The following is a 26,049-nucleotide window of genomic DNA, read 5'->3' as shown; positions in this document are numbered from 1 at the left end:
ATTGCTTCATTTTTATACGGAAATGTAGTGAAAAAAGGATTTGATTAATAGAATTGAATCATAAGGTTACATAACACAACAGTAGAATTGAGTTAAAATACTTAAACTACAGGAAAAGATTGCCACCATCAGCATGGCGAGTTGAGAGTAAAAAGTGTTAAAGCAGCAACTTCATCAATATAAAAAAACGATCACTTGTTTGAGTAGTTTCTTACTTTTCGGGTGTTCTCCATTTACTCAAGCTGCTGAAGAGCAGTTTAATGATGCTCTACGTGCTGCAAATTCTGGAAATACAGCCTTATTGGATGAATATCAGGTTGCTATGCAAAATGATGCTTTGGGTTATTATCCTGAATATTGGAAATTAAATAATAATTTAGCTTTTCAGTCTGCAAGTGCAATTACCAGTTTCGCGCAACGCTATCCACAGTCTGCTATGGCTGAAAAATTAGCGGCAGATTATGTCGAAGAAAAAGTTAAAATTGCAGATTTTAGTGGTGCTCAATCCGTTTTGGCTTATGTAACGAATCCCGATCAAGCTGAAAGTTGTGCTGTGGCACAAGTGCGCGCTAAATCGGGTGATTCATTGGTTTATGCTGAATTTAAAGACGTTTGGTTAGCCACCAATAGCCAACCTGAATCATGTAATGGTTTGGGACGTTTAATGTTATCGAGTCCACTGCTGACGACCCAAGATCGTCAGCAAAGACTCTATGCACAATTGCGAGCGGGACAATCGGGTCAAGCACTTGCAACTGCACAAAGCCTAGGAATAACGTTATCACTGGCGCAGTTAAATCAAATTCAAGCCAATCCAGTGAGTTATTTATGGTCAGCACCCAAAAATAATGTTCAAGATTATGCATATATCGTATTTGCTTTGGGGCGTGCAGCAGATACTGATTTAAATACAGCACTACAATCGATTCCTCGATTAGTCCAAGATGCTCCTGTGGATGTTCAAAAATATATGTATCGTACTGTTGCCTATATTGGCGGTACGACGGTCATGAAAAATAATTTCAATCGTGAAGTTCTGAATAATTTCGATGCCAGTTATGGCATACCTTTTAGTGCAGAAGAAGCTGAAGTTTATGCACGCCAAGCGATTCGTTTTGGTGCTTGGGAAAGTATTATTCGTGCCATAGACAGCATGAGTGTGACGCAAAAGCAGGAAGATCGTTGGCAGTATTGGCTAGCGCGTGCTTCGGAGCAGCGTAGTGATCGTCAATCCAAACAAGCTGCGCAAGATATTTTCAAACGCTTAGCGATGTCAGGTGATGATTACCATAATTTATTGGCCAGAGATCATCTCGGACAACGTTATAACGCGGCTTTGGATCGTGAACAGCCTTCAGAGCGGGATTTGCAAAAATTAGCTCAGGATATTCATTTCCGCCGTGCATTTGCTTTACGAGATATCAATGCACCAGCTGCATATACCAATAGAGAGTGGAATTGGGCCGTACGCCAAGCTTACTTAAAACATGATGATGGTTTATTGTTGGCAGCTGCAAAACGTGCAACTGACTTGGGCTGGTATGACCGTGCTATTTATGCGGCGGATCGTACGATGACTAAGCATAATTATGCCTATCGATATGCAATGCCACATCAGGGCACTGTAGTCAATCATAGTCGAAATGTGGGGGTTGACCCTGCTTGGGCCTATGGTTTAATGCGACAGGAAAGTCGTTTTGTTACGGCAGCACGCTCACATGTGGGTGCAGGTGGTTTAATGCAAATCATGCCAGATACAGCAAAACAAGTCGCAAAACAAATGGGTGAAACTTATAATCCTGCTGCACTCAGTGACCCCAATACCAATATCCGTTATGGAACTTATTATTTGTCGATGATTCAGGGGCAGCTCAGTAGTAATCCTGTATTGGCAACCGCAGGCTATAATGCGGGTCCTAATCGTGCAAAACGTTGGCAGCCAGATTATCAAGTCCTTTCAGCAGACCAATATACGGAATCTATTCCTTTGAGTGAAACACGTGATTATGTCAAAAATGTCATGACCAATGCAGCGCATTATGGAATTTTATTGGGACAAGGGCCGCAAGCGATTGAAAGTCGTATGCCAACGATTCCAACTCGGAATATTCAATAATTTGTTTTAATTTAATTAGTGTTGAATTGATGATGTACAAAATTTTCCGAAGACTAAAAAAACAAGTATTAGCGTGGATTTTAATCTGTGCGGCTAGTTGTTTTTTTTCTGTTCAGGCAAATGCAACGACATCTCAACTACAAGGTTATGTGATGCAAGTGCAGATGGCCCCTGCGATTTGTGCATTGGATATGAGTAAACAAAAACAAAGACAATGTTTAGAGGGATACTCACTCACGATTACAGGACTCTTGCCAGAAACTAATAGGAATGAATGTACTACCAATACATCGGCTACTTTATCTCCTATACAAGCGAAAGTTGTCGCGCGAGTCATGCCTGATGAAAGCTCTCGAGTTCGACTCTGGCGTAGTATCGGGGGATGTATTCCGATGAGTTCCAGTCAGTATTTTCGTATGGTGATTAATCTGGCAGAGAAACTTAAAATTCCAACAGATTTAACCAGTTCTGAAAATAAAAGTGTGCAGCACACGGCATTAAAAGCTCAATTTTTAAAATTAAATCCGAGTATGCCGAGTAACAGTATTCGTTTCAGTTGCCAAAGCTCAAAATCGAATCCTATTTTGACTGAAATTCAAGTGTGCTACACGGTCAATGGTCAGTATAAACAATGCTCAAATCATATTGTTTCAAATTGCCCGAGTAGTTTCTTAATCAAAGGTACATATTGAGTCAATTCGACACAATTCATTTATATTTCCTATCATACTTTTGTGGAAATACCCGCTCTTTTACATGCATCGCGCGAATGATTGGAGTACAATCTTTGGCGTTTATGATTATTAGATTAAATGGACTAACTATTTAATCGCATTGAATATCCTCAATTGGAGATAATTAGATGAAGCAAGCCGTTCGTGTTGCCGTTACTGGCGCTGCAGGTCAAATTGGTTATAGCTTACTATTTCGTATCGCAAGTGGCGAAATGCTAGGTAAAGACCAACCAGTTATTTTGCAGTTGTTAGAAGTTCCTTTTGAGAAGCCACAAGCTGCGCTTAAAGGCGTAATGATGGAACTTGAAGACTGTGCATTCCCTCTTTTAGAAGGCATGATCGGTACTGATAATCCAGATGTTGCATTTAAAGATGCTGACTATTGCTTACTTGTAGGTTCTCGTCCACGTGGTCCTGGTATGGAACGTGCTGAACTTTTACAAGAAAATGCGAAGATTTTTACTGTTCAAGGTAAATCAATTAACGACCACGCAAGCCGTGACGTTAAAGTTCTTGTTGTAGGTAACCCTGCGAACACGAATGCTTACATCGCGATGAAATCTGCTCCAGATTTAAACCCTGGTCAGTTCACTGCTATGTTACGTCTTGACCACAACCGTGCGCTTAGCCAAATTGCGGCTAAAACAGGTAAAGCAGTTAAAGACATTAAAAAACTTACAGTTTGGGGTAACCACTCTCCAACAATGTATGCTGACTACCGTTTTGCAACGATCAATGGCGAAAGCGTAAAAGACATGATTAACGACCAAGAATGGAACGCTAACGTATTCCTTCCTACAGTTGGTAAGCGTGGCGCGGCAATCATTGAAGCGCGTGGTCTTTCTTCTGCTGCTTCTGCTGCGAATGCTGCAATCGACCATATGCGCGATTGGGCTCTTGGCACAAACGGCGAATGGGTAACAATGGGTATTCCTTCTGACGGTTCTTATGGTATTCCAGAAAGCGTTATGTACGGTGTTCCAGTGACTTGTGAAAATGGTCAATACACGCGTGTTGAAGGCTTAGAAATTGATGCATTCAGTCGTGAACGTATGGATGTTACTCTTGAAGAGTTAGAAGGCGAACGTGCGGCAATTGCTCACTTGTTCAACTAATCTTTAAAGATTAAGTTTCTAAAAAGCACTCCATTTTGGAGTGCTTTTTTATATTTTAAAAAATAAATTATGCATTTGAGTGATTCTCAATTTTTTGAATAAAGCCAAAATACAAATTGAAACAACAAAATGCGGTAGAGCACTATCTTTAAATTTGTACTTCTTATAAGTTAATTAAATAAACAATGACAATTTAAATTATAAGGAGAGCGCAATGCTCGGGAACAATACACCATCCTTAGAACTGTTGTTTGCTCAACTTGGATTACCCTCTAGTCTTGCGGCAATTGAACTGTATGTACGCACACATCAATTGCCTCGGCATTTATCATTACATGAAGCACCTTTTTGGAATAAGTCACAACGTGATTTTTTAATCAGTCATTTGGTACAGGATGATGATTGGGCTATTTGGATTGATGAACTAAATCAACAATTGCATCTAGATGCAGATAAATTACAAATTGCTTAAAAATTTGACTTTAAGTGGTAAATAAAAAAGGGTTAAGTAAAAAATTAACCCTTTGCGTAGCTATCGTGAAACAGTTTTTTTAACTTTGACAGCAGGAATTATTGCTGAGCAACAGTTTTTATAAAAACTCAGTATCTAATTATGCACCGCTTTGAAATTGGAGATCATCAGCGATTTATATGTTGCAGCGGTGCAAGAATAACGTTTCTTGAAAAGCAGTTTGATCATAAAAATTAATAAATTTTTTCGTAACCTTTAGGGCGCGTTTTAAAGCGACGATGAAACCACATATATTGTGTCGGTGCGATACGTAGCTGTTGCTCTATGATTTGATTGACTCGAATAGCATCATCAAGTTCATCATCGCTAGGTAAGTTGGCGACCGCAGGTTCAATTAAAATCCGATATTGAGGGTTGTTAATATCACCATGGCGATAAAAATATAGAGGTATAGCCACAGCTTTCGATATTTTTAATAAACGACGATGTGCTGTCACAGTCGCAGCCGGTGTACCGAAAAATGGTGCCATGACCCCTTGTTTTAAGCCAAAGTCCTGATCTGGACTGTACCAAATAGCATGCCCATCTTTAAGATGTCGAATTAATCCGCGCATATCGTCATGGTCAATTTGATTGGCGTAGATTGTGGCGCGGCAACGATAAATTAACATGTCTAATAATGGATTATTCTGTGGACGGTAAACCACATCCGGTTCAAAATATTGTGAACAAATATAGCCGCCAGCATCTAATAAAGTGCTGTGTGTTCCAAGCAGTAATACGCCATGACCTGCTGCCTGTGCATGGGTAATATGTTCTAAACCTTCAATGCTCACGCGATTGTTAAACCATTGTGGTGAATACCACGCATTCAGTGTTTCAAAAACCCCCAACATCATGTCAATAAACACTTGACGTGCATGTTCTTGAACTTGTTCAGGTGACCATTCTGGAAAACATACTTCTAGATTGCGTACCGTTGTTTTACGGCGTGACTCAAGTCTTTTAAATGCAAGATGACCTAATAATTTCGCTAAACGGTATTGAATCGCCCACGGTAAAATTGCGAGAAGCATCAAAGAAACAATGGCAATCCAAAGTCCCCAATATTGAGGAAGTAGAAATGCCCACTGAAATTCACCGGGTTTGTATTGATGCTTTTTACTCATAGGGACTAGAGATCATAATTTCATTGAAAACTGGGTGAAGTGTAACACGAAGATAAAATGATGTATAAATTGCACAAAGTAGCACTGGGATATTCTGAAGTGAATTTGCTATTTATTTTATAAGAACAAAATTAAACTGGGATCCGATCATCCAAGAGTAATAGGGAATGCGAGATACATATCTAGACACCAGTAAAGCAGTATTAATTTTTTTGGTGGTCTTTGGGCATTTTTTAGAACGAATGATTGGGTGGGGAAATCCTGTTAATTATACGCTGTTAGCAACGATTTATTTTGTGCATATGCCAGCCTTTATTTTTATTTCAGGATCGTTATATAAAGACAAAAATTGGTTTAAAAACATTCTTTGCTTTGTTGCGTTATATTTGCCTTTTCAAATTTTATTTCCAGTATTTGAGGTGTTGTGGACGGGAACATTGCAATTCAATTGGAATGTATTCGTCCGACCTTATTGGGTTTTATGGTATTTAATGGCAATGATGGTGTGGACATTATTGACCCATTTTCTCATTAAAACTAAATTCCCCGTCATCATTGCGGTCGCAATGGCCTTGTGTGTTGGGTTAAGTCCTTGGAATAATTATCAATACTCGATTGGGCGAATTTTTGTGTTTTTTCCATTCTTTATGATGGGATGTTGTTACGGTAAACACATCATTCAATTTATCCAACAACGGAAATTTACCGCTGTAATTGGTTTATGCGTTGCTCTTGGAATAATGACTTTGGTTGACCTAACAAAAATCAACCCATTTTGGCTCTATGGCAGTTTGAGTTATCAACAATTGCAAGTTAGTAGCATGGATGGAATCCTGATTCGTGCGGGCTGTTTGTTGGTTTCTAGTTTGGGCATTTTTGCAATTTTTGTACTGGTTTATTTTATGGGGCAACGCTTTATTCTGTTCGGTCGAAATACCTTAGCCGTCTATTTATTACATGGTTTTGTCGTGATTTTGATTGCCAGATCTTGGAAATTAGATTTTCATATCAGTATCGAAATATTGATTTGTTTAATTTTTTCCACGATAACCTGCTGGATCTTACAGCAAAATATTTTTGATCAGTTACTGCGAAAGTTATCACTCTGGTTAATGAAACCTACCGAAAAATTATGGCATAAGTAAGCGAGAGTACTCCAAATAGACAACCAGATTTGGGGCGAAAATATGCTGAAGATGATTCATTTAAGTTGATAGGCTGTAATGGTTTTATGGTTATGATTTCGATGAAAAATTATAGAGTTTATATTGAAAAGAATAGTGAGCGTGCTCAGAAATAAGAGCCAATCATTTGAACAAAATCATCTTAATAGTTTTTTATTTCTCCCCCAAAAAAACTCCGTACGGATACGGAGTTTTAATGTCAAAACAGAAAAATGTGTAGCAATTAGCCTTTAGTCATTTCTTCTAAAGTTTCCCAGCGTTCCAATTTTTCCAGTAGAAGATCATCAATTTCAGTCAAACGAGCGGAAAGTTTCATGGCTGCATCTGCATCAGATACAAACAATGAACCATCTGCAAGTTTCGCATTGATTTCAGCTTGCTCTTTTTCAAGTGCTTCCATTTCAGCAGGCAATTGTTCTAATGCACGCTGATCTTTATAGCTGAGCTTCACTTTTTTCGGTGCAGTCGCGGCAGCAGTTGCTTCGGCTTTTGCAAGGGCTTTTTTTACATCACTTTTTTGATCAACCGCAGTTTGATCAGGACGTTGTTCTAAATAGTCCTGATAACCACCGATGTATTCATCGATATGACCTTTACCATCAAAGACCCAAGTCGAAGTCACGACATTGTCCATGAATGCACGGTCATGCGAGATCAGCAGTAATGTGCCTTTATAACCACCGAGCATTTCTTCTAATAGCTCTAAAGTCACCATATCCAAGTCATTGGTTGGCTCATCCATAACGATTAAATTCGATGGCTTAAGGAGCAGTTTAGCTAACAGAATACGGTTACGTTCACCACCAGACAATGCTTTGACAGGAGTACGCGCGCGTTCAGGTGAGAACAAGAAATCTTGAAGATAACTGTAAATATGACGACGACCGCCATTTACATCTACAAAATCCGAACCTTCTGAAATGTTATCTTTAACCGATTTCTCTAGATCCAGTGCATTGCGGAGTTGGTCAAAATAAGCCACTTCAAGCTGTGTACCTGTTTTCACAGTACCGCCATGTTCAAGCTCACCTAAAATGGCTTTGATCAATGTGGTTTTACCCACACCATTGTCACCGACTAAACCAATACGGTCGCCACGCAGCACCAGTGCAGAGAAGTCTTTGATAATTGGTTCTTGGTCGCCAAAAGCAACACTAAGATGTTCGATATCGAAGACCAATTTACCCGAACGATTGGCATCTTGCGTTGCCATGCTCACTTTGCCTTGCTGTGAGCGACGTGCTTTCGATTCTTCACGTAAATCTTTCAACGCGCGAACACGCCCTTCGTTACGGGTACGACGTGCTTTAATACCTTGGCGAATCCAAACTTCTTCTTCAGCTAAACGTTTATCAAACAACGCATTTTGCTTTTCTTCAGCTTCCATTTGCATGGCTTTTAATTCAAGGTAACGTGAATAGTTACCTTCATAGCTGCGCAAAGTACCACGATCCAGTTCAACAATACGTGTCGCAATGCTGTCGACAAATGAACGGTCATGCGAAATAAATAGCAGTGTTAAGTTATTTTGGTCGAGGAGGAATTTCTCTAACCATTCAATACTTTCAACGTCCAAATGGTTGGTTGGTTCGTCGAGTAACAAAACATCAGGTTGAGTCAGTAATGCACGTGCCAATAGTACGCGACGTTTACGACCACCCGATAAATCTGCTAGATCAGCATCAGGATCTAATCCCATTTTGCTTAAGATAGAGTTAACTTTAGTTTCTAAAGCCCAACCATCGACTTGATCGAGTTTATGCTGAAGCTCACCCATGCGATCACAGGCATCCATATCACCCAGTACACACGCATCGCTAGCTTCGTGGTAAGCTCGGAGTATTGTTGCGGCTTCACCTGCACCATCGGCGACAATATCAGCGACTTTACCAGAGTCCATTGGCACGTCTTGTGCCAACATTGAAATGGTAATACCATTTTGTATAGAAACTTCACCACGATCTGGCAGTAAGCTTCCCTCAATCAGCTTGAGTAAAGTAGACTTACCTTCACCGTTACGGCCAATCAAACAAACTCGTTCACCGCGCTCTAAATTGAAGTTCGCGCCGTCGAGCAGGGAGGGTCCGCCAAATGCGAGTTGGACATCCCTTAACGTAATATAGGCCATACTGTTTCCTGAAATCCAAAATGAGGACTTAAAATGACTAAACAAAAAAATCTTAATGATCAGGCGTCATTTTCCGCACCCATAGAAGATTTGCAAGTCCGAATTGCATTTTTAGATGATTTAGTTGAACATTTAAATGAGCAAGTGGCTCGACAAAATGTCGAACTAATTGATTTAAAAAAACAAATTAAGTTTTTGTATCAACGTCTTGAGTCTACTGATTTATCCGATGGAATTGCCGCTTTTGACCCATTGAGTAACCGTCCGCCACATTATTGATTTCTGACTGCATCACCTTTTCTTCGGGGAGGGAGAAATATGTAGTCATATTGAATTTTTGATTCATTATGGTGTTCATTGTCATAAAAGGAATGCTTACATTAAAGTGATGATTTTATTTGACCTTTTTTATAAAGCTCGTTGTAATGTGTACTTTTCGACACACTGTCAATTGTTTAGCCATGCTCAATAAAGTCGTTCTGCTCGATCTTGAAAATAATATGCCGACAGCAAAGATGTTGCGGGATATTATTCAGCATTATTCAACGCTCTATTTATTTAATTGCCAAGGACGGTTTGAATACACACTTGAAGATTTAACTGAATTGGCAAGCTGGATTAGCAGTGGTCAGATCGTGATTTTGGAAACATTGAAGGCACAAGAAAAAGAGTTTGAATATGCGGTTGTTGTCGGTCAGTTAATCGCTTTGCTTGAGCCTGACACACATGTTGAAATAATTTCGGCCATGCCAAGTAGTGAAATATTGGTTCAAATGATGTCGGCATCTGATTTGAGCTGTAGTTTGAGCCGAATTAAACCAGAAAATATTGAGCAAGCATCCAAGTATAAAATTCCAAGCATTGCAACGATCAATGAAAAACCATATTTGCAAATGGTGAAAAGATATTGTGATGCTTTGGGAAAAATGACAGGTAAACCGAATACGGTTGAAAAGTTAAGAAATTCTGTGGGTAATATTCTGCAAGTTGTCCCTGAAAATGCTCAACATTTGGTTGGAATGCTGATTAATTTAAAAATTATTAAACGTGATGAAGAACAAGTCTCTGTACGTAAAAAAGTGTTAAGACAATGGACACAATTGAATTTAGATGAGGAGGCGCCTGAGTCTAAAGTCGAGAGCATTGATAAACTTCTAGAAAAATTACAATCGAATACACACACCATTGTACAGGACGATGAGCAAGCAAATTCTGTACAGAGTATTCAACAGGGATTGTTTAAAAATTTTGAAAAAATCGATCCAATGCAAATTAAAGTGATGCATAAATTACATACGTTAAAATCTGAAAAACCTAAAGATATTTATGCATTGCGTGACTTATTAGAACAAATGTTTCCAAAATCGGATGTCCGTTTATTGCTTAAAGATTTGGTTGAAAAAGGTTATATTTCGTGGAATGGTCGTGCGGTGATTTATAGTCATGAAATGTTCTTGAATTGATTGAATCAGCTTATTTAAAAGTCTCGATGTGTTTTGCATGTTGAGACTTTTTTTATTGATAGAGTTGTAACGTCAGCTTCAATAAAAATTTAGATTGATTGGATGTGTAATAAACCAAGGTGCTTGTGTTGAGCGAATTATTCACAGAACAGTGTTTTGAATAAAATGCAGAGCAATTTGAGATGGTGTAGAACACTATTTTGTGGCTATATTTCTGGGAAGTAGGTTTTACTTCTTATTGATCATTGGATTACAGCAAATCAGTTGTGCGTTTTAGTCAGTGGTAAAAACCTTAGAATCTATTTCAAATCCCGTGTTGTCTAAGCAGTGAAGATTGCTGGAAGAGCATGTCTGAATGATCCAAAAATTTTATCCTGAAGGATTCCCTAAAGTAAATATTCAGTCACAAAACTAGGCTAAATCCTAAATCCTCGACTCGTTTATTCGGCGATTGGATCATGTTTTATGAAGAGGAAAGCATAAAATAAAACTGAGTTTAAGGGAAATTCAGCATAAAAATCAGTTTGAAAAAGCTTATTCAGCATCAATCTGCATTTTAATCTTGCGTTTTATATTCAGCTTATGCAACTCTAATATAGGAATATAAAGGTGAACTATGGAACACACAGGTACTTGGGTTGCGGTAATCATCATTGTTTTTGTGTTGGGCTCAATTTTTGGCTTAAGGGTCAGTCCTAGAGAAAAAGCTTTAGGCTTAATGCGAGAAAAAGCACGGAAAATGGGGTTGCATCCAAGATTGGTGGTTGCACCTGATTGGACAGGCGTACCATTGGCAACAGAAAAACGTGCCAGTATGGTTGCGTATTATAGTGTGTTACTTCCAACGGCTCGTCTTCCATTAATGCGTGCCAGAGTTGAAAATCAAACACTACAAATTATTCAGGGTGATGAGAAATTTAAAGATTTTCCCATTGCATTAAAAGGTATTTATGCTATTGATATGCAAGCTAACTGTGTAGGACTCTATTGGGATGAAGAGTCAGACCTCAGAGCAACACAGCTTGAAGATATGAAAGCCTATTTACATTCTTTAGCTGAAATTTAATTTTTATCATATTAGGAAAAACGGTTCATTATGGCGAATGCTCCTCGGTCCACATCCAAAAGCACCTCCACAGCACAATCTCCTGATGCTGGGAAGAAACGTGCCTTAGTGATTGTGGAGTCGCCTGCAAAAGCGAAAACCATTAATAAATACTTAGGTTCGAATTACATTGTAAAGTCATCGGTTGGTCATGTTCGTGACTTGCCAACGGGTGGTTCAAGCAAAAGTACAGAAAAAAAACCTGCCACGCGAACCAAATTGACGGATGAACAAAAAGCTGAAAAAGCTCAGTCCGCGTTAGTCAATCGCATGGGGGTAGACCCAGAGCATGACTGGAAAGCACATTATGAAGTGTTGCCAGGCAAAGAGCATGTGGTTGCTGAACTGAAAAAACTTGCCTCACAAGTCGATGAAATCTATCTCGCAACGGATATGGACCGTGAAGGGGAAGCGATTGCTTGGCATTTAAAAGAAGTGATTGGTGGGGATGAATCGCGTTATCAGCGGGTGGTCTTTAACGAAATTACTAAAAATGCCATTCAGGAAGCGTTTAAGCATCCCTCACGTTTAGATACCGATAAAGTGAATGCTCAGCAGGCACGTCGCTTCCTTGATCGTATCGTTGGCTTTATGATTTCTCCTTTATTGTGGGAAAAAATTGCCCGTGGTTTATCGGCAGGTCGGGTGCAATCGGTTGCAACCAAACTTGTGGTAGAGCGTGAGCGTGAAATTCGTGCTTTTATTCCAGAAGAATATTGGCAAGTTTTTGCAGATACCAAATCATCACGTGATGAGATTCGTTTAGAAGCAGTGAAACAAGGTGGTAAAACCTTAAAATTGCAAAATAAAGCACAAACTGATGCATTATTAAAAACGTTAAAAGATGCTGAATACAAAGTATCTGTTCGTGAAGATAAACCGACCAAAGTTAATCCAAGTGCACCGTACATTACTTCAACGTTGCAACAAGCAGCCAGTACTCGTTTAGGTTTTTCTGTTAAGAAAACCATGACCATGGCACAGCGACTGTATGAAGCTGGTTTTATTACTTATATGCGTACTGACTCAACGTTCTTAAGTGACGATGCCGTCAGTATGGTACGTGGCCATATTGAATCTGAATTTGGTAAAAAATATTTGCCAGTTCAAGCAATTCGCTATGGTAATAAAGCGGGTGCACAAGAAGCGCATGAAGCGATTCGTCCATCTAATGTTGCACTCAAGGGTGATCAGCTTGTCGGTGTAGATCGTGATGCGCAGCGTCTTTATGACTTGATTTGGCGTCAGTTTGTCGCCTGTCAAATGACGCCTGCTGAATATTTGTCATCAACTATTTTGGTGGATGCCAATGGCGTCGAACTCAAAGCTAAAGGTCGTACTTTGGTTTTTGATGGTTTCACTAAAGTACGTGGCGCCAATAAAGCGGAAGATGATGTACTCTTACCTGCGGTTAAAGTGGGTGAAGTGCTCAAACTTGAGAAATTAGATCCATCACAACACTTTACCAAGCCACCGGCACGCTTTACTGAAGCATCATTGGTCAAAGAGCTTGAGAAAAAAGGCATTGGTCGTCCTTCAACGTATGCGGCTATTATTTCTACCATTCAAGATCGTGGCTATGTGAAATTGGATAATCGTCGTCTCTTTGCAGAGAAGATGGGCGAAATCGTGACTGATCGTCTCGATGAAAATTTCAATAATTTGATGAATTATGCTTTTACCGCAGATCTTGAAGGTCAGCTGGACAAAGTTGCTGATGGTGAACGGAATTGGAAAGAGCTGTTAGATAACTTCTACGGTGATTTTAAAAAACGTTTAACCACGGCTCAGGGTGAAAATGGCATGCGCCGTAATCAACCTGTAGAAGTGGCCTCGGTACATTGCAAAGAATGCGATCGTCCAATGCAAATTCGTACTGGTACCACTGGTGTATTTTTGGGATGTTCAGGCTATAACTTGCCACCTAAAGAACGTTGCAAAGGTACATTTAACTTAACCCCAGTCGAATCACTTGCAGCATTATCTGATGATGATAGTGCGGAAACTGCTGACTTAATGTCGAAAAAACGTTGCCCTATTTGTGAAACGGCAATGGACAGTTATGTCATTGATGGCGGTCGTAAATTGCATGTTTGTGGTAATAACCCCGATTGTGCTGGTTTTGAACTTGAAGAAGGTGAGTTCAAAATAAAAGGTTATGATGGCCCAAGTATTCCATGTGATAAATGTGATGGCGAAATGCAGCTTAAAACAGGGCGTTTTGGTCCATATTTTGCCTGTACCAGTTGTGACAATACTCGTAAAGTTTTGAAGAGTGGTCAGCCAGCGCCTCCGCGTGTTGATCCAATTAAAATGGAACACTTACGTTCAACTAAGCACGATGATTACTTTGTTCTTCGTGATGGGGCGGCAGGTTTATTCTTAGCAGCGAGTAAGTTTCCGAAAGTGCGTGAAACTCGAGCACCGAAAGTGGCTGAGCTGCGTTCAGTTGCAGAGCAGCTTGATCCGAAATACCAATTTATTTTGCAAGCACCTGACACTGATCCTGAAGGAAATCCTACTTTAGTGAAGTTCAGCCGTAAAAACCAAGTGCAATATATTGGTTCTGAGAATGCTGAAGGTAAACAAACTAAGTGGAGTCTTGTGTATCAAGATGGCAAATGGATTGAAGCTTAATGCTTTATTCTGTCAAAAATGCTAACTTCGGTTAGCATTTTTTATATGTATTATTTTAAAACAATAATGATAGGGGCTGATCTTGATGTGGAAAAATATTCGAGTGGCATGTTTACTCATCATTTTGGTCATTGTTGCTGTTAATGCATGGCGAGATATGAATCAGGATTGGAATAAACCTATTACGGTCTTATTACATCCAATTAATGCAGATGCTCGACCTGCTACTGCACACTATATTCAACAGCTTTCCATAGATGATCTAGAGGAAATGCAGCGCTATCTTCAAACTCAATCTAAAGAATTTCGAGGGCAGCCGACTCAATTTTATTTTCAATTGGGGCGAGAGTTAAAAAAAATTCCACCTAAAGTTCCTGAAAGTAATAGCATTCTCAGTAATATTTGGTGGAGTTTGAAATTTCGTTACTATGCTTGGCAGCAGCATGAGCGTGGAGATGGTTCTCCCAGTGTTACTTTGTATTTGAATTATTATGATCCACAGTATATTAAACAACTTAAACATTCCGTTGCTTTAGAACGTGGGCGAATTGGGTCTGTAAACCTATTTGCATCTACGAAACAAAGTGGTTCGAATAAAGTAGTTTTAGTACATGAATTACTGCATGCCTTTGGTGCAAAAGATAAATATGATTTACAAACGGGTCAACCAATTTATCCTCTCGGTTATGCAGATCCTGAACAAAATCCACTTTATCCTCAGCACCGAGCTGAAATTATGGGAGGCTATATCCCTTTAAATGCTAAGCAGAGCCAGACTCCCGATAGTTTAAGCGATACTATGATCAGTCGAGCTACGGCTCAGGAGATAGACTGGGTTAAGTAATTTGGCTGCATGTGGATAATTTGATACTTATCCACATAACTTTTGATGCAGTTCTTATACAGACAAACTTTTATATTCAAATAACAATAAAAATATATTGAATAACAATGAAGAGAAGAATATGCGCACCGTGGGAAATGATTTAGTTCGTCATCAATTACATGAGAATCGTAAGTGGTATTTGTTAATTGGAATAATATTGGTGGTTTTTGGTATTATTTTATTGGCTTCACTAAGCGTGGCTACACTAACCGCAGTGGTGTTATTTGGTGTGCTAATGATGATCGGTGGCGCACTACACTTAATTGCTGCATTTAAAATTTTTGACGGTGGGTATCGCTGGTTTTGGGCACTTTTTGGGATTTTATATTGGGTCGCAGGTTATTATGCCTTTACCTCACCGATTAAAACTGCGATTGTTTTAACCAGTTTGTTGGCGATAGCCTTACTCATCGCTGGGTTTATTCGGATTATTAATGCATTTATGTTAAAACCGATTTCTGGTTGGGGGTGGACCTTATTTTCAGGGCTATTAACCTTGGCAACCGGTGCGATTATTTTGGCTTCACCTGATTCACCATTTTGGGTACTGGGTTTGTTTTTAGCAGTGGATATTTTATTTCAAGGCGTGAATTATCTTACTTTCGCGGCTGCCATTAAAAAAATTCCACCGAGTTCAGCAGACGCGTAAGTGTTTAATGCTGTTATAAAGCGAAGGAGTGCATTGATTGCGCTCCTTTTTGTATATTTGTATAAATATTATTTAATTTTCTGTTTTTGTTCTTTTATGGGAGAAGTTGAAAGTCTTATGTCTAAAGTTTTTGTCCTTGCACCAGATTCCTTTAAAGAAAGTATGAGTGCTGAACAGGCCTGTCTAGCGATGCAGCGTGGCATTCAAAAAGTGTTTAAGGATGCTCAGTTTATTCACGTACCTATGGCGGATGGTGGTGAGGGAACGGTTGATACATTAGTGGCTGCAAAGCATGGTCATAAAATTGATATTGAAGTCACAGGCCCAGTGCGAACTCAAAAAGTCCAAACCTATTTTGGGCTCATGGATGATGGTCGAACAGCCGTAATTGAAATGGCTAAAGCCAATGGTATTCATTTGTTAGAAAATTCACAGCGGAATCCGTTGTTCACCAGCACTTTTGGTACGGGCGAAATGATTAAGGCTGCTTTGGATTATGGTGTAGCTAAAATTATTATAGGTTTAGGCGGTAGTGTCACCAATGATGCAGGTGCAGGTATGGCACAGGCTTTAGGTGCAAAGTTTTATGATGCGAATGGTGGTGAGGTTGCTGTAGGTGGTGGGCAACTGCATCACATAAAAACCATGGATACTTCAGGATTAGACCCTCAGTTAAAGCAGACGGAGATCATCATTGCCAGTGATGTGAATAATCCCTTATGTGGAGAGAATGGGGCTTCTTATGTCTTTGGGCCACAAAAAGGTGCAACAATTGAAATGGTGTTGCAATTGGATCAAAATCTCGCACATTTTGCGAATGTGGTTGAACAACAATTGGGATTGAATATTCAAAATGTAGCTGGGGCTGGTGCAGCAGGTGGATTAGGCTTTGGCTTAATGGCGTTTGCAGGTGCAAAGATTCGTTCGGGTGTGGAAATTGTCATTGAAGAAATTAGGCTTGCTGAAAAAATTGCACAAGCTGATTATGTTTTTACGGGTGAGGGCGGTATCGACTTTCAGACCAAGTTTGGCAAAACACCATTTGGTGTTGCACAAGTTGCAAAGCGATTGAATAAACCTGTAATTGCTTGTGCCGGTTATATTGGTGAAGGTGTTGAGGAATTATATGACGAAGGTTTTACTGCAATCTTTGGTATAGTCGATGGTGCATGTGATTTGCAAACTGTATTAAAAAATGGCGAGAGAAATTTGGAAAGAACCTGTGAGAATATTGCGCGGCTTTTATAATTTTAGAATTAGAATAATCAGTCTTAGATAATGGTTTTACTTTTTAAAGTTAAAAGTAATAAAAAGCTTTTGTTGCTAAGTAATTGGTTTTTGTAATTTCGGTTCAACAGGGTTATATCGGTCATTTGCTCCATTAGATAATGGTACTCATTGCGGATAATTAATTCTACTGGTGGATAAACTCAGTTTTGATGGGAGAGTTTTGTTAAACTACGCCTCATCCACAAAATGATGAGTGAAAATGAGTTTAGCCAGCCTAATTGATGAATTAAACCCTCAACAAAAGCAAGCCGCAATCACGCAAGCAAAACATAGCTTGGTCCTTGCAGGTGCAGGCTGTGGCAAGACCAAAACCATCGTCGCCCGTGCTGCCTATCTGATTGATCAAGGCGTTCCAGCCAACCAGATCCAAATTCTGACTTTTACCCGTCGTTCAGCCAGCGAAATTGTGGCACGAGTAGAATTGGCTTTAGGTGATCAAGCTAAAGGTTTACGCGCATCGACGTTTCATACTTTTTGTATGTATTTACTACGCCGTGTGCCGAAAGCATTTGGTTTAGAGCAATTCTCGATTATTGATCGTGATGATCAGTTGATGATGTTCCGCCTAATTCGCGGTAAAGATGATAAAAATAATCCAAATGCTTTACCCAAGCCGAAAGAACTGTGTGATCTTTATTCTTTTGCACGAAATACCCATCAAAAATTGAGCCTTGCTTTAGAAAAACAACTCCCTGAATTTTTGGATCATAAAGATCAAATTGCAGAAATCATGAAAGAGTACGAGGCACGTAAACAAGCACGTTGCTTCTTAGATTATGATGATATTTTAGCTGTGGTTGCCTCAGCTTTAGCACAATCGGATGGATTGGTCGATTATGTCGCATCATTGTGTCAGCATATGCTGGTGGATGAAATGCAGGATACCAATCCCTTGCAATGGGCATTGTTAGACCCTTTAAAAGATAAAACCCATTTATTTTGTGTGGGCGATGATGCGCAATCGATTTATGGTTTCCGTGGCGCAGATTTTGAAAATATTCATCATTTTAAAGAGCGTGTGCCTGAGGCACAGATTTTTAAATTGGAAAAAAATTATCGTTCAACCCAAGAAATTTTAGATCTATCCAATTGGCTGCTTGATCAAAGTGAAATTACTTACGATAAGCATTTAGAAGCTTATCGTGGAGAGGGCATCAAACCACGCTTGCATATTTTCCCGAATGAGTTTGATGAAGCCAAATGGATTGCTATCGATATTAAAGAACGTCATTTTCTGCAAGGTTCTGCATGGCATGAACATATGGTGTTGGTACGTTCCAGTTTTGCCGCACGACATATCGAGGCAGCATTTATTCAAGCCAATGTGCCATATCGTTTCATTGGTGGTATGAAGTTACTTGAAACCGCGCATGTGAAAGATTTACTCAGTTTACTGCGTGTGATTGCCAATCCATTGGATGATATTGCTTGGATGCGTTTTTTAACGCTCTGGAATGGTGTCGGTGATGTCAGTGCTAGTAAGTTATCACATCAATTGTTAGGTGAACCTGATTTAGAGCGAATGCTGGAAAAGCTGGAGAAATTTGGTCGAATTCCTGAAAATACGCTGTTGATCATGAAGCAAATGAGTGTACTCAAGCATGAAGTAGCAGCGTGTGTGAAATTGGGTGTTGAAGCATTATTGACACAGCTTGAAGAGAATTATGCCAAAAAAGAATGGTCAAAACGGGTCAGTGATTTTGATTTAGTCAAACAGTTAGCGGCTAAGCATCAACAACTTGGTGAGTTTTTAGAAGAGTATGTACTTGATCCTGTCTCAATCAGTGAAATTGAGCGTCAAGCTCAAGATGATGTGGTCACGCTTATCACCATTCACTCGGCTAAAGGCACGGAGCAAAAAGTTTGTTATGTCGCCAATGTCTCGGCTGGTCAATATCCACATGCACGTGCACAAGGCAATTTTGATGAAGTCGAAGAAGAGCGTCGGGTGTTGTATGTCGCTTTAACCCGTGCGCAAAATGAGTTGATTTTGACGAAACAAAATTTAAATTTGTGGGCTAAAGATCAAGTGGATGAACAAGGTCGAACGATTGAAAGTTATTTTTTGAATGGTTTAGCTCGAAATTTATGTACCTCTGAAACGCATTACAAACCACGTCAACAGACCGTCAAAAGCGCTTTAATTGAGCGTCAGTCGATTAATTTAGATTTTGGTATCGATCTCGATTAAACTAGAGCTATCTTGTGTTTTCATTCAAAAAGTAGAGTAGGCGAGTGCTTTTTGATGTTTATTGTCTATTTTATATTTTTAAGGTTGTAAAATGAAAATTTTAGTTCGCAGTTTAGAGCGTACAGTCACTGAAGCAGAGCTACTGGAATTGTTTAAAGCATACGGTACAGTGAAATCATGTACCGTGGTTTTAGATGCTGCAACAGGTAAATCGAAAGGGTTTGCATTTGTAGACATGCCAAATGGTCGTGAAGCAGTGAAAGCGATTAAAGGCTTAAATACATTGCGCTTACATGGACATGGTATTCGTGTTAAAGCTGTAGAAGATAAACCTGAAGCGAAATAATAAAAAAAAAGAGCCGATTAAAAGGCTCTTTTTTTATAGAATAAATTTAACAATGTTCACTTAAATTTATTCAAGCTTTATGGCAGTTGCTTGATTGGGCTACCGCCTAAGGCTTGCATCAATGTCACATAGGCATTGTATTGGTTTTGCTTGGTTTGTACTAAACTTAAACGTGCATTCCGCGTGGTTTCTTGCGCATCTAAGAGGTTTTTCAAAGCAATAGCTCCATTTTTATAACGAACTTGAGTGAGCTGCTCAGTCTTTTCAGCTAGCTCTAAATTACGTTGTTGTAATGTCACTTGCTTATCTAGTGCAGTTCTATTTGACAGTGCATTTTCAGTGTCTGCAAAAGCCTGATAGAGCGTTTGACGATATTGAATAATGCTTTTTGCATAGTCCAAGTCACTAATCTGAATATCTTTTTTCATATCATTATATTGTAGAAAAGGCAGACTTAGACTTGCACCCAAAGAAAGGGCTGGATTTTGTAATAACTGAGTTAAAGAGGTACTGCTCGAACCTAAATTGCCAGTTAAGTTAATTGAAGGATAATAACTGGCTTTGGTGGCATCTTTATTGGCCAGTGATTTACGTAACCGTAATTCCGCTGCACGTAAATCAGGACGACGGGACAGTAATTCTGCGGGTAAACCTGCTGCAATATTCGGTAGATGAATACGCGGTAGAACTTGCGGTTCTTGAATATTTAGCTGCTGTACTGGAAGCTGTAATAAAACGGCTAAGGCAGTACGTGCTTCAATACGTTGTTGATCAATTTGACTTAAACTGGCTTTTTGACTTTGTACCGATTGTTCAGCTTGAGTTAAATCTAAACCTGAAACTGCTCCTGCACGATATTGTATGCGAATCAATTCATACAGTTTTTGTGTGGTTGTTAAACTTTGCTGAGCAGTACTGTAGCGTTCATTTAAATAACCCAATTGCCAATACAAATTTGCAGTTGTCGCGATCAGGCTTTGCCCCGTGGCTTGTAAATCTTGTTCAGTCGCTAAAGCCTCCCATTTACTGGCTTCAGTCTGTCGAGCTAGTTTGCCAAACAAATCCACTTCATAACTGACACCAGCATTGAGTGAGACGCCTTTAGATGAATTGTCACCTGAATGTAAGTCAACATTGTGCCCAGTTGAAACGTTCGAGTTGATCCGAATACCTTGTTGATTTTGTGCTAAGCCAGCTCTTAAGCGGGCTTGTTGTAAATTAATGCCTGCGATAGCAAGATCCGTATTTTTTTCAATAACTTGATTCACTAATTGATTCAGTTGCACATCATCAAATAATGACCACCATTGATCAGCATAGATATCGACTTGGACTTGTTTAGTGTTCGCTTTTTGATAGGCGAAATTGTTGGGGATTTCTATACTCGGTGCTTGGTAGGGAGTTTTGACGACAGCTGCACATCCAACCAATGCGCTACTGAGAATCAAGGCACTTGCAAGCTTGCTTAAATGTAATTGCATATCCATTCCTTATTCTCGTGATAACGCATCGACAGGGTCGAGTTGTGCTGCATTGCGCGCTGGGATAAAACCAAAGATGACACCAATTAAGGTTGAGCATACAAAAGCAGCAATAATTGAGGTACTGGAATAGGCCATTTGGAAAGTACCTTTGGCAAAGTGACCGATAATTTGCCCAATGCCTAAAGAGAGTAAAACTCCGAGAATGCCGCCCAAAATACAGACCAAAATCGCTTCAATGAGAAACTGTTGCAGGATATCACTTTGACGTGCACCAACTGCCATACGAACCCCAATCTCTTGCGTTCGTTCAGTCACCGAAACCAGCATGATGTTCATCACGCCAATACCCCCGACAACGAGAGAAATCACCGCAATCGCTGAAACCAATAACGTCATGGTTGCTGTGGTTTGTTCAATGGTTTCACGAATACTGTCCGAATTTTGGGTAAAGACATCCTGTGCACCATGCCGTTGTTCGAGCAAGGCTAAAATTGCATTTTCAGCTGCAGCACTGGGATATTCATCTTTGATTCGCACAATGATATTTCGGACATTCGCTTGGCCTAACATACGGCTCATGACGGTGGAGTAGGGCAAATATACGTTGAGGCTATCCGAGTTGCCCATCATGCCTTTCTGCACATCGGTTACACCAATAATACGACTTGGGACATTACCTAATAAAATGACTTTGCCTAAAGGATCTGTGCCATCCGCAAAAAGGGTCCTTTTGGTATTGGAATCAATCACGACATCTTGAGCGCGTTGCAAGACACTTTGTTTATCAAAAGCTTGTCCAGACTCAAAAGTCAGACCACGCACATTAAAAAAGTCAGCGCCGACTCCATTCACTGTGGTCGCTGCTTCGGTATCTTTATAACGTGCTGTGACATTGGTGTTGACTGAAGGGCTGACACTTTCTACGTAGGGTTGTTCTGCTAAAGCCTCAGCATCAGCGGGTATGAGTGTTTTGGCCTGTGCCGTTTTTGAGTTATCACCAAAACCTCGACCTTGAAATACAGTAATGGTGTTGGTGCCTAAGCTGCTAATATTTTCTAAAATTTGTTTCTGTGAACCATTGCCGAGAGCGACAACGGATACCACTGAGGCAATCCCAATAATAATCCCCAACATGGTTAAAAATGTACGCATGCGGTGTGCATTCATCGCAAGTAAAGCCATGTTAAATGCTTCACCAAAACGATCCAGTGCCGAACGCCACGCAGAAGATTTTTTCTGCTTTTTGGCATTGTCTAGATCAGTACCAATATCAATAATGTCATTGGTTTCTGGCGTATTCGGCTTATCCGCAATAATATTCCCATCACTGATTTCAATAATACGCGTCGCATTTTTGGCGACATTCATATCATGTGTAACCAAAATGATGGTATGACCTTTGGCATTCAGCTCACGTAAAATACGGATCACTTCTACGCCACTATTTTTATCTAATGCACCTGTTGGCTCATCGGCGAGAATGACGTCACCGCCATTCATCAGTGCACGAGCAATGGAGACACGTTGTTGCTGACCACCAGAAAGCTGATTGGGACGATTTTGGGTTTTTTCAGCTAAACCAAGATCGGTCAGAATTTCATGCGAGCGCTTGTGACGTGCATTGGGATCTACACCTGCATAAATTGCAGGCACTTCGACGTTGCCTGCTGCCGTTAAATCGCCTAATAAATGATAACGTTGAAAGATAAAGCCAAAATATTCACGACGTAAATGTGCGAGTTCATCGGGTTCAAGTTTTCCTGTCTCCCGACCATTCACTTTATAGCTGCCAGACGTTGGTTTATCTAAACAACCTAAAATATTCATTAAGGTTGATTTACCTGAACCAGATTGACCGACAATCGCCACCAGCTCGCCTGCATAAATTTTTAAATCAATGCTCTTTAGAATCTGAATCGTCGATTCGCCCGCAGGGAATTCACGAATCAGATTGCTGACCTCGAGCAGAGGTTGTTTGTTCTGATCCATGCTTAAAATCTCATTGCGCTATTTTTATTGCTACGTTTTGCAGAATCATTCGATGTATCTGAAGCATCAGCAATAATGACTTGTTCACCTTGGGCTAAACCACGGAGTACTTGTGCTGTGACACGATTGTTGAGTCCAATGAGGACTTGTTTGCGCAGTGGTGTAGCATCTTCTGGTAGTACTCGCACAATGGCTAGAGAAGCCTTGCCTTGATCAATTAAGGCTTTTTCATCCGCATTCAGTTCTAGGCGTTGTGGACGATCACTATTTTGAGCCATATCTTTGTTGTCTTTTTGCTGTGAGTGACTTCCGGCAGATTGATTTTTTCCTGAATTTTGACCAGCAGCCGATGCGGTATTACTGTTGCCACGTTTTGGACGATTCGATTTCTGTAAGGCTGAGGAAGGAATGGTCAGCACATTTTTAGCTTCAGCTAAAATAATATAAACCTGAGCTGTCATATCGATACGTAACTTGCCATCTTCATTCGGTATATCAAATAAAGCATTGTAGTAAATAGCGGTATTTGATGATGAGGAGTTGTTATTGGTTTCATTATTAATGGAATCGGGTGCAGGCTCAACTTGACGTAAAGTCGCATAACGTTTTTTCTCACTATCGCCTAAAGTTGTGAAATAAACCTTTTGTCCTTCCTGAACTTTCATGACATCCGCTTCGGAAATCTGAGCTTTGATGGTCATGGTGTCTAATTTGGCTAATTTTACGATGGTTGGTGCACTTTGATTGGCATTCACGGTTTGACCTTCTTCAGTCACAATCGCAACCACAGTTCCATCAATTGGTGCCATAATTTGGGTATAACCCAAATTTTCTTGTGAGGTGGCTAAGGTTAACCGAGATTGTTCAATTTGTGCGTTAATCGCAGCAATATCAGCCTGTGCTGTTTTATAACTTGCTAAGGCAGATTCTAGTTCAGCTCTAGAAGTTGCATCTTGAGCATACATGGCTTGTTGGCGTGTATATTCTGCTTCAAATTTGGCTAAATTGGCTTGTTTGACTGCCAATTGTGCTTGTTGGTTTTTAATGCTAGCTTCAGCCGTTTTTAAATCATTGTGCTGACGAACTGAGTCAATTTGTGCAATCAGCTGACCTTGTTTCACTTGATCGCCTAATTTGACATACATTTTTTTGACTTGACCGGAAACCTGTGCGCCGACACTGACCATTTTGGTGGCTTCTAAATTACCTGTGGCTAAGACTGAGTCTTCTAGATCGTTACGGGTTACTTCAGCAGTAATGTATTGTGGTTTTTCGTTTTTAGGTTTTAAGAATGTCCACGCAAGCGCGGCGAGAATGGCAATACAGACCACGATTAGAATGACTTTGGCTGGTTTTATTTTTGGCATAGCGAAGTGGTTCGAGTCAGAATTAAAAATTGTTCAAATTATAAGAGTGAATTAAGGATAAAGCGTGAATTTTTTTAAATAAATAGAAATGATAATTATTCTAAATAAGCGGTAGTGTAGTTATACTGGAAAGAGGGTTTTGCCACACATTTCAGCCACACATTGAAGAATCAAGTGCTCGGCATTTTCTTGACTCATGCCTTTAATTGCGGCGTCTATACGTAAAAGAAGTTGTGGCCAAGTTAAAAAATGTTGGGGATGTAAACGCCTTAAGGCTTGTTGATAATTGGAAATTTTAGTTTTCCAGATGCCAAGTTGTAAAGCATTTTGGGGTTGTTCATACAGTTGCATTAGTAACCGCATTTCTTTGCTGAGCGTCCATAAAATTAAACTATTTGGTTCACCCGAAGCGATTAAATATTGAAAAATCTTAGTGGCTTGAACTAGATTTCCAGCAATCAAAGCATCACTTAAATCAAAAGTTGTATAGCGAGATTGATCTTGTAAACATTCGTATAGATGTTCAATTTTAATGATTGGATTATCTGGAAAGGTGTCGTGTACACGCATTAAGCTATTTTTTGCAGCAAGCAGATTATGCTCATGATGTTGCTCTAGCCATAACCAAGCATCTTGTTCGAGTTGAATGCCAAGTTTATCTGCTTCGACGGTTAAAATACGCTGACGATCTTGTGGATAGTTGGCTGTTAAAGCGACCACGACACCATTGGCTTCCACCACCTGAAAGAAAGCTGACTTTAAACTGCTGCTATCTTGCTTTGGCATAATGATCATCAGCAAATTATGTTCATTATGCTGAATATAGTTTTTTAATAATTTGAGGGCATTGGCATCAGGCTTAATATTGCCATGCACTTCAATCGCAAGATGTTGTGAAAATAAAGATAAACTATTTAACGCGTTAAAGACATTTTTCCAGTCACTGACACTACTAATATCAAAACGTTGTCGTTCAACCTCTTGAACATTCCAACTTTTACGAAAAGTATCCAGTAGGTTTTGTTCAAGTAAAGGTTCTTGACCATGTAAAATCCAAGCACCACGTGCTTCATGGGCACGTTTTAAGGCTTGGAGATAATCAATTTTCATGTATGTAGCGCGTCTAAATTATGGTGTAGTTGGATGAACGGGCAACGTTGCGTTAACTTTTGCTTTCGGTAAACGATTAGCCGAAATTTGGCGAGTTATTTGGCGAGCAATATCATCAATTAAAATTTTGCTTAAATAGGTATTTTGTTGATCATCAGTATTAACGGTTGCGACATCATATTGATAACTACGTGAAGCCGTTACGGTACGGGGTTCGGTGACTGGATGACCTTGTTTATCTTCAATCTGGAAAGTCACAGATAAACGTAATAGTGTTTCAACCAGCTTACCATTTAACTCATGACGCGTAGGTTTATAATCCAAGATACGTAAGACATAAGCATCATTGGCATTACTGAGTTGTATACCCGAAGCGGCTAAATAAACACTGAGTTTTTTCTCAAGGTCTTCAGCCTTTTCAGGAATAACCAATTGTAGCTTGGTGTAAACCAGTGGCGTTGCTTGTGGGTTTGTTCCTTTGAGATGAAATCCACAACCGACCAAGCTTGCAGTTAAGCCTAGAGTTAATACAACTGCTGCAATACGTTGAGCTAAGTGCATGCTTTGTCCTCTGTAGAAATTCTTCATTTATAGGGCGTGAATCATAATTTTAA

General features: G+C 39.7%; 21 protein-coding genes. 14 read left to right on the top strand and 7 right to left on the bottom strand.

The window, feature by feature from the left end; genetic code table 11:
* Nucleotides 1-190 precede the first annotated feature (190 nt).
* From B9T28_RS01980 to B9T28_RS01965, 4 genes are all read left to right on the top strand, one after another.
* Nucleotides 191-2,116 (top strand): lytic transglycosylase domain-containing protein, encoded by a 1,926-nt coding sequence (locus tag B9T28_RS01980; RefSeq protein ID WP_171263435.1) that lies wholly within the window; start codon nucleotides 191-193, stop codon nucleotides 2,114-2,116.
* Between the two features lie 29 nt (nucleotides 2,117-2,145).
* The gene (locus B9T28_RS01975; protein WP_086202277.1) at nucleotides 2,146-2,808 is read left to right on the top strand and encodes a ribonuclease T2 family protein; all 663 of its coding nucleotides are present in this window, start codon (nucleotides 2,146-2,148) and stop codon (nucleotides 2,806-2,808) included.
* A 170-nt stretch (nucleotides 2,809-2,978) separates the two neighbouring features.
* Nucleotides 2,979-3,965 carry a malate dehydrogenase gene (locus tag B9T28_RS01970; RefSeq protein WP_086202276.1) on the top strand — a complete coding sequence of 329 codons (987 nt, stop codon included), beginning with the start codon at nucleotides 2,979-2,981 and terminating at the stop codon, nucleotides 3,963-3,965.
* Between the two features lie 214 nt (nucleotides 3,966-4,179).
* Nucleotides 4,180-4,437: a DUF2789 family protein gene (locus tag B9T28_RS01965; protein WP_086202275.1), complete on the top strand. Its 258-nt coding sequence runs from the start codon at nucleotides 4,180-4,182 to the stop codon at nucleotides 4,435-4,437.
* A gap of 233 nt (nucleotides 4,438-4,670) precedes the next feature.
* On the opposite strand, the gene B9T28_RS01960 is transcribed toward B9T28_RS01965, so the two are convergent.
* Nucleotides 4,671-5,606 carry an LpxL/LpxP family acyltransferase gene (locus B9T28_RS01960; protein WP_086202274.1) on the bottom strand — a complete coding sequence of 312 codons (936 nt, stop codon included), beginning with the start codon at nucleotides 5,604-5,606 and terminating at the stop codon, nucleotides 4,671-4,673.
* 167 nt (nucleotides 5,607-5,773) lie between these two features.
* Between B9T28_RS01960 and B9T28_RS01955 the strand changes: the two genes are divergently transcribed.
* Nucleotides 5,774-6,751: an acyltransferase family protein gene (locus tag B9T28_RS01955; RefSeq protein WP_086202273.1), complete on the top strand. Its 978-nt coding sequence runs from the start codon at nucleotides 5,774-5,776 to the stop codon at nucleotides 6,749-6,751.
* A gap of 262 nt (nucleotides 6,752-7,013) precedes the next feature.
* On the opposite strand, the gene B9T28_RS01950 is transcribed toward B9T28_RS01955, so the two are convergent.
* Nucleotides 7,014-8,918, bottom strand: a complete 1,905-nt coding sequence (locus B9T28_RS01950; protein WP_086202272.1) for an ATP-binding cassette domain-containing protein — start codon at nucleotides 8,916-8,918, stop codon at nucleotides 7,014-7,016.
* A 33-nt stretch (nucleotides 8,919-8,951) separates the two neighbouring features.
* Here B9T28_RS01950 and B9T28_RS01945 point away from each other — a divergent pair, with 33 nt between their 5' ends.
* The 9 genes from B9T28_RS01945 to B9T28_RS01905 all read left to right on the top strand — a co-directional run bounded on the left by B9T28_RS01945 (nucleotide 8,952) and on the right by B9T28_RS01905 (nucleotide 19,485).
* Nucleotides 8,952-9,197 (top strand): SlyX family protein, encoded by a 246-nt coding sequence (locus B9T28_RS01945; protein ID WP_086202271.1) that lies wholly within the window; start codon nucleotides 8,952-8,954, stop codon nucleotides 9,195-9,197.
* Between the two features lie 182 nt (nucleotides 9,198-9,379).
* Nucleotides 9,380-10,381: a hypothetical protein gene (locus B9T28_RS01940; protein ID WP_086202270.1), complete on the top strand. Its 1,002-nt coding sequence runs from the start codon at nucleotides 9,380-9,382 to the stop codon at nucleotides 10,379-10,381.
* 616 nt (nucleotides 10,382-10,997) lie between these two features.
* On the top strand, nucleotides 10,998-11,447 hold the full coding sequence (locus tag B9T28_RS01935; protein WP_086202269.1) for an ammonium transporter: 450 nt from the start codon (nucleotides 10,998-11,000) through the stop codon (nucleotides 11,445-11,447).
* Nucleotides 11,448-11,477: 30 nt separating this feature from the next.
* The gene (topA, locus tag B9T28_RS01930; protein WP_086202268.1) at nucleotides 11,478-14,123 is read left to right on the top strand and encodes a type I DNA topoisomerase; all 2,646 of its coding nucleotides are present in this window, start codon (nucleotides 11,478-11,480) and stop codon (nucleotides 14,121-14,123) included.
* Nucleotides 14,124-14,208: 85 nt separating this feature from the next.
* A complete protein-coding gene (locus B9T28_RS01925; protein WP_086202267.1) occupies nucleotides 14,209-14,967 on the top strand; it encodes a hypothetical protein in 759 nt (252 codons plus the stop codon).
* 121 nt (nucleotides 14,968-15,088) lie between these two features.
* Complete coding sequence (locus B9T28_RS01920) at nucleotides 15,089-15,658, top strand: HdeD family acid-resistance protein (RefSeq protein ID WP_086202266.1); 570 nt, start codon at nucleotides 15,089-15,091, stop codon at nucleotides 15,656-15,658.
* Between the two features lie 117 nt (nucleotides 15,659-15,775).
* Nucleotides 15,776-16,906, top strand: coding sequence for a glycerate kinase family protein (locus B9T28_RS01915; RefSeq protein WP_086202265.1), 1,131 nt, complete (start codon nucleotides 15,776-15,778; stop codon nucleotides 16,904-16,906).
* Nucleotides 16,907-17,147: 241 nt separating this feature from the next.
* On the top strand, nucleotides 17,148-19,139 hold the full coding sequence (locus B9T28_RS01910; RefSeq protein WP_086202264.1) for an ATP-dependent helicase: 1,992 nt from the start codon (nucleotides 17,148-17,150) through the stop codon (nucleotides 19,137-19,139).
* A 91-nt stretch (nucleotides 19,140-19,230) separates the two neighbouring features.
* A complete protein-coding gene (locus tag B9T28_RS01905; RefSeq protein ID WP_086202263.1) occupies nucleotides 19,231-19,485 on the top strand; it encodes an RNA recognition motif domain-containing protein in 255 nt (84 codons plus the stop codon).
* A gap of 77 nt (nucleotides 19,486-19,562) precedes the next feature.
* Here B9T28_RS01905 and B9T28_RS01900 read toward each other — a convergent pair whose 3' ends face one another.
* The 5 genes from B9T28_RS01900 to B9T28_RS01880 all read right to left on the bottom strand — a co-directional run bounded on the left by B9T28_RS01900 (nucleotide 19,563) and on the right by B9T28_RS01880 (nucleotide 25,996).
* A complete protein-coding gene (locus B9T28_RS01900) occupies nucleotides 19,563-20,966 on the bottom strand; it encodes an efflux transporter outer membrane subunit (protein ID WP_086202262.1) in 1,404 nt (467 codons plus the stop codon).
* A 9-nt stretch (nucleotides 20,967-20,975) separates the two neighbouring features.
* Nucleotides 20,976-22,958, bottom strand: coding sequence for a MacB family efflux pump subunit (locus tag B9T28_RS01895; RefSeq protein ID WP_086202261.1), 1,983 nt, complete (start codon nucleotides 22,956-22,958; stop codon nucleotides 20,976-20,978).
* Nucleotides 22,959-22,960: 2 nt separating this feature from the next.
* Nucleotides 22,961-24,325, bottom strand: coding sequence for an efflux RND transporter periplasmic adaptor subunit (locus B9T28_RS01890; protein ID WP_086202260.1), 1,365 nt, complete (start codon nucleotides 24,323-24,325; stop codon nucleotides 22,961-22,963).
* 120 nt (nucleotides 24,326-24,445) lie between these two features.
* The gene (gene holA / locus B9T28_RS01885; RefSeq protein ID WP_086202259.1) at nucleotides 24,446-25,435 is read right to left on the bottom strand and encodes a DNA polymerase III subunit delta; all 990 of its coding nucleotides are present in this window, start codon (nucleotides 25,433-25,435) and stop codon (nucleotides 24,446-24,448) included.
* 18 nt (nucleotides 25,436-25,453) lie between these two features.
* The gene (locus B9T28_RS01880) at nucleotides 25,454-25,996 is read right to left on the bottom strand and encodes an LPS-assembly lipoprotein LptE (RefSeq protein WP_086202258.1); all 543 of its coding nucleotides are present in this window, start codon (nucleotides 25,994-25,996) and stop codon (nucleotides 25,454-25,456) included.
* Nucleotides 25,997-26,049: the final 53 nt, after the last annotated feature.

Origin of the sequence: Acinetobacter silvestris, assembly GCF_002135235.1 — a bacterium.
In the GTDB taxonomy this organism is placed as follows: domain Bacteria; phylum Pseudomonadota; class Gammaproteobacteria; order Pseudomonadales; family Moraxellaceae; genus Acinetobacter; species Acinetobacter silvestris.
This window is presented reverse-complemented; position numbering and strand designations above follow the sequence as displayed.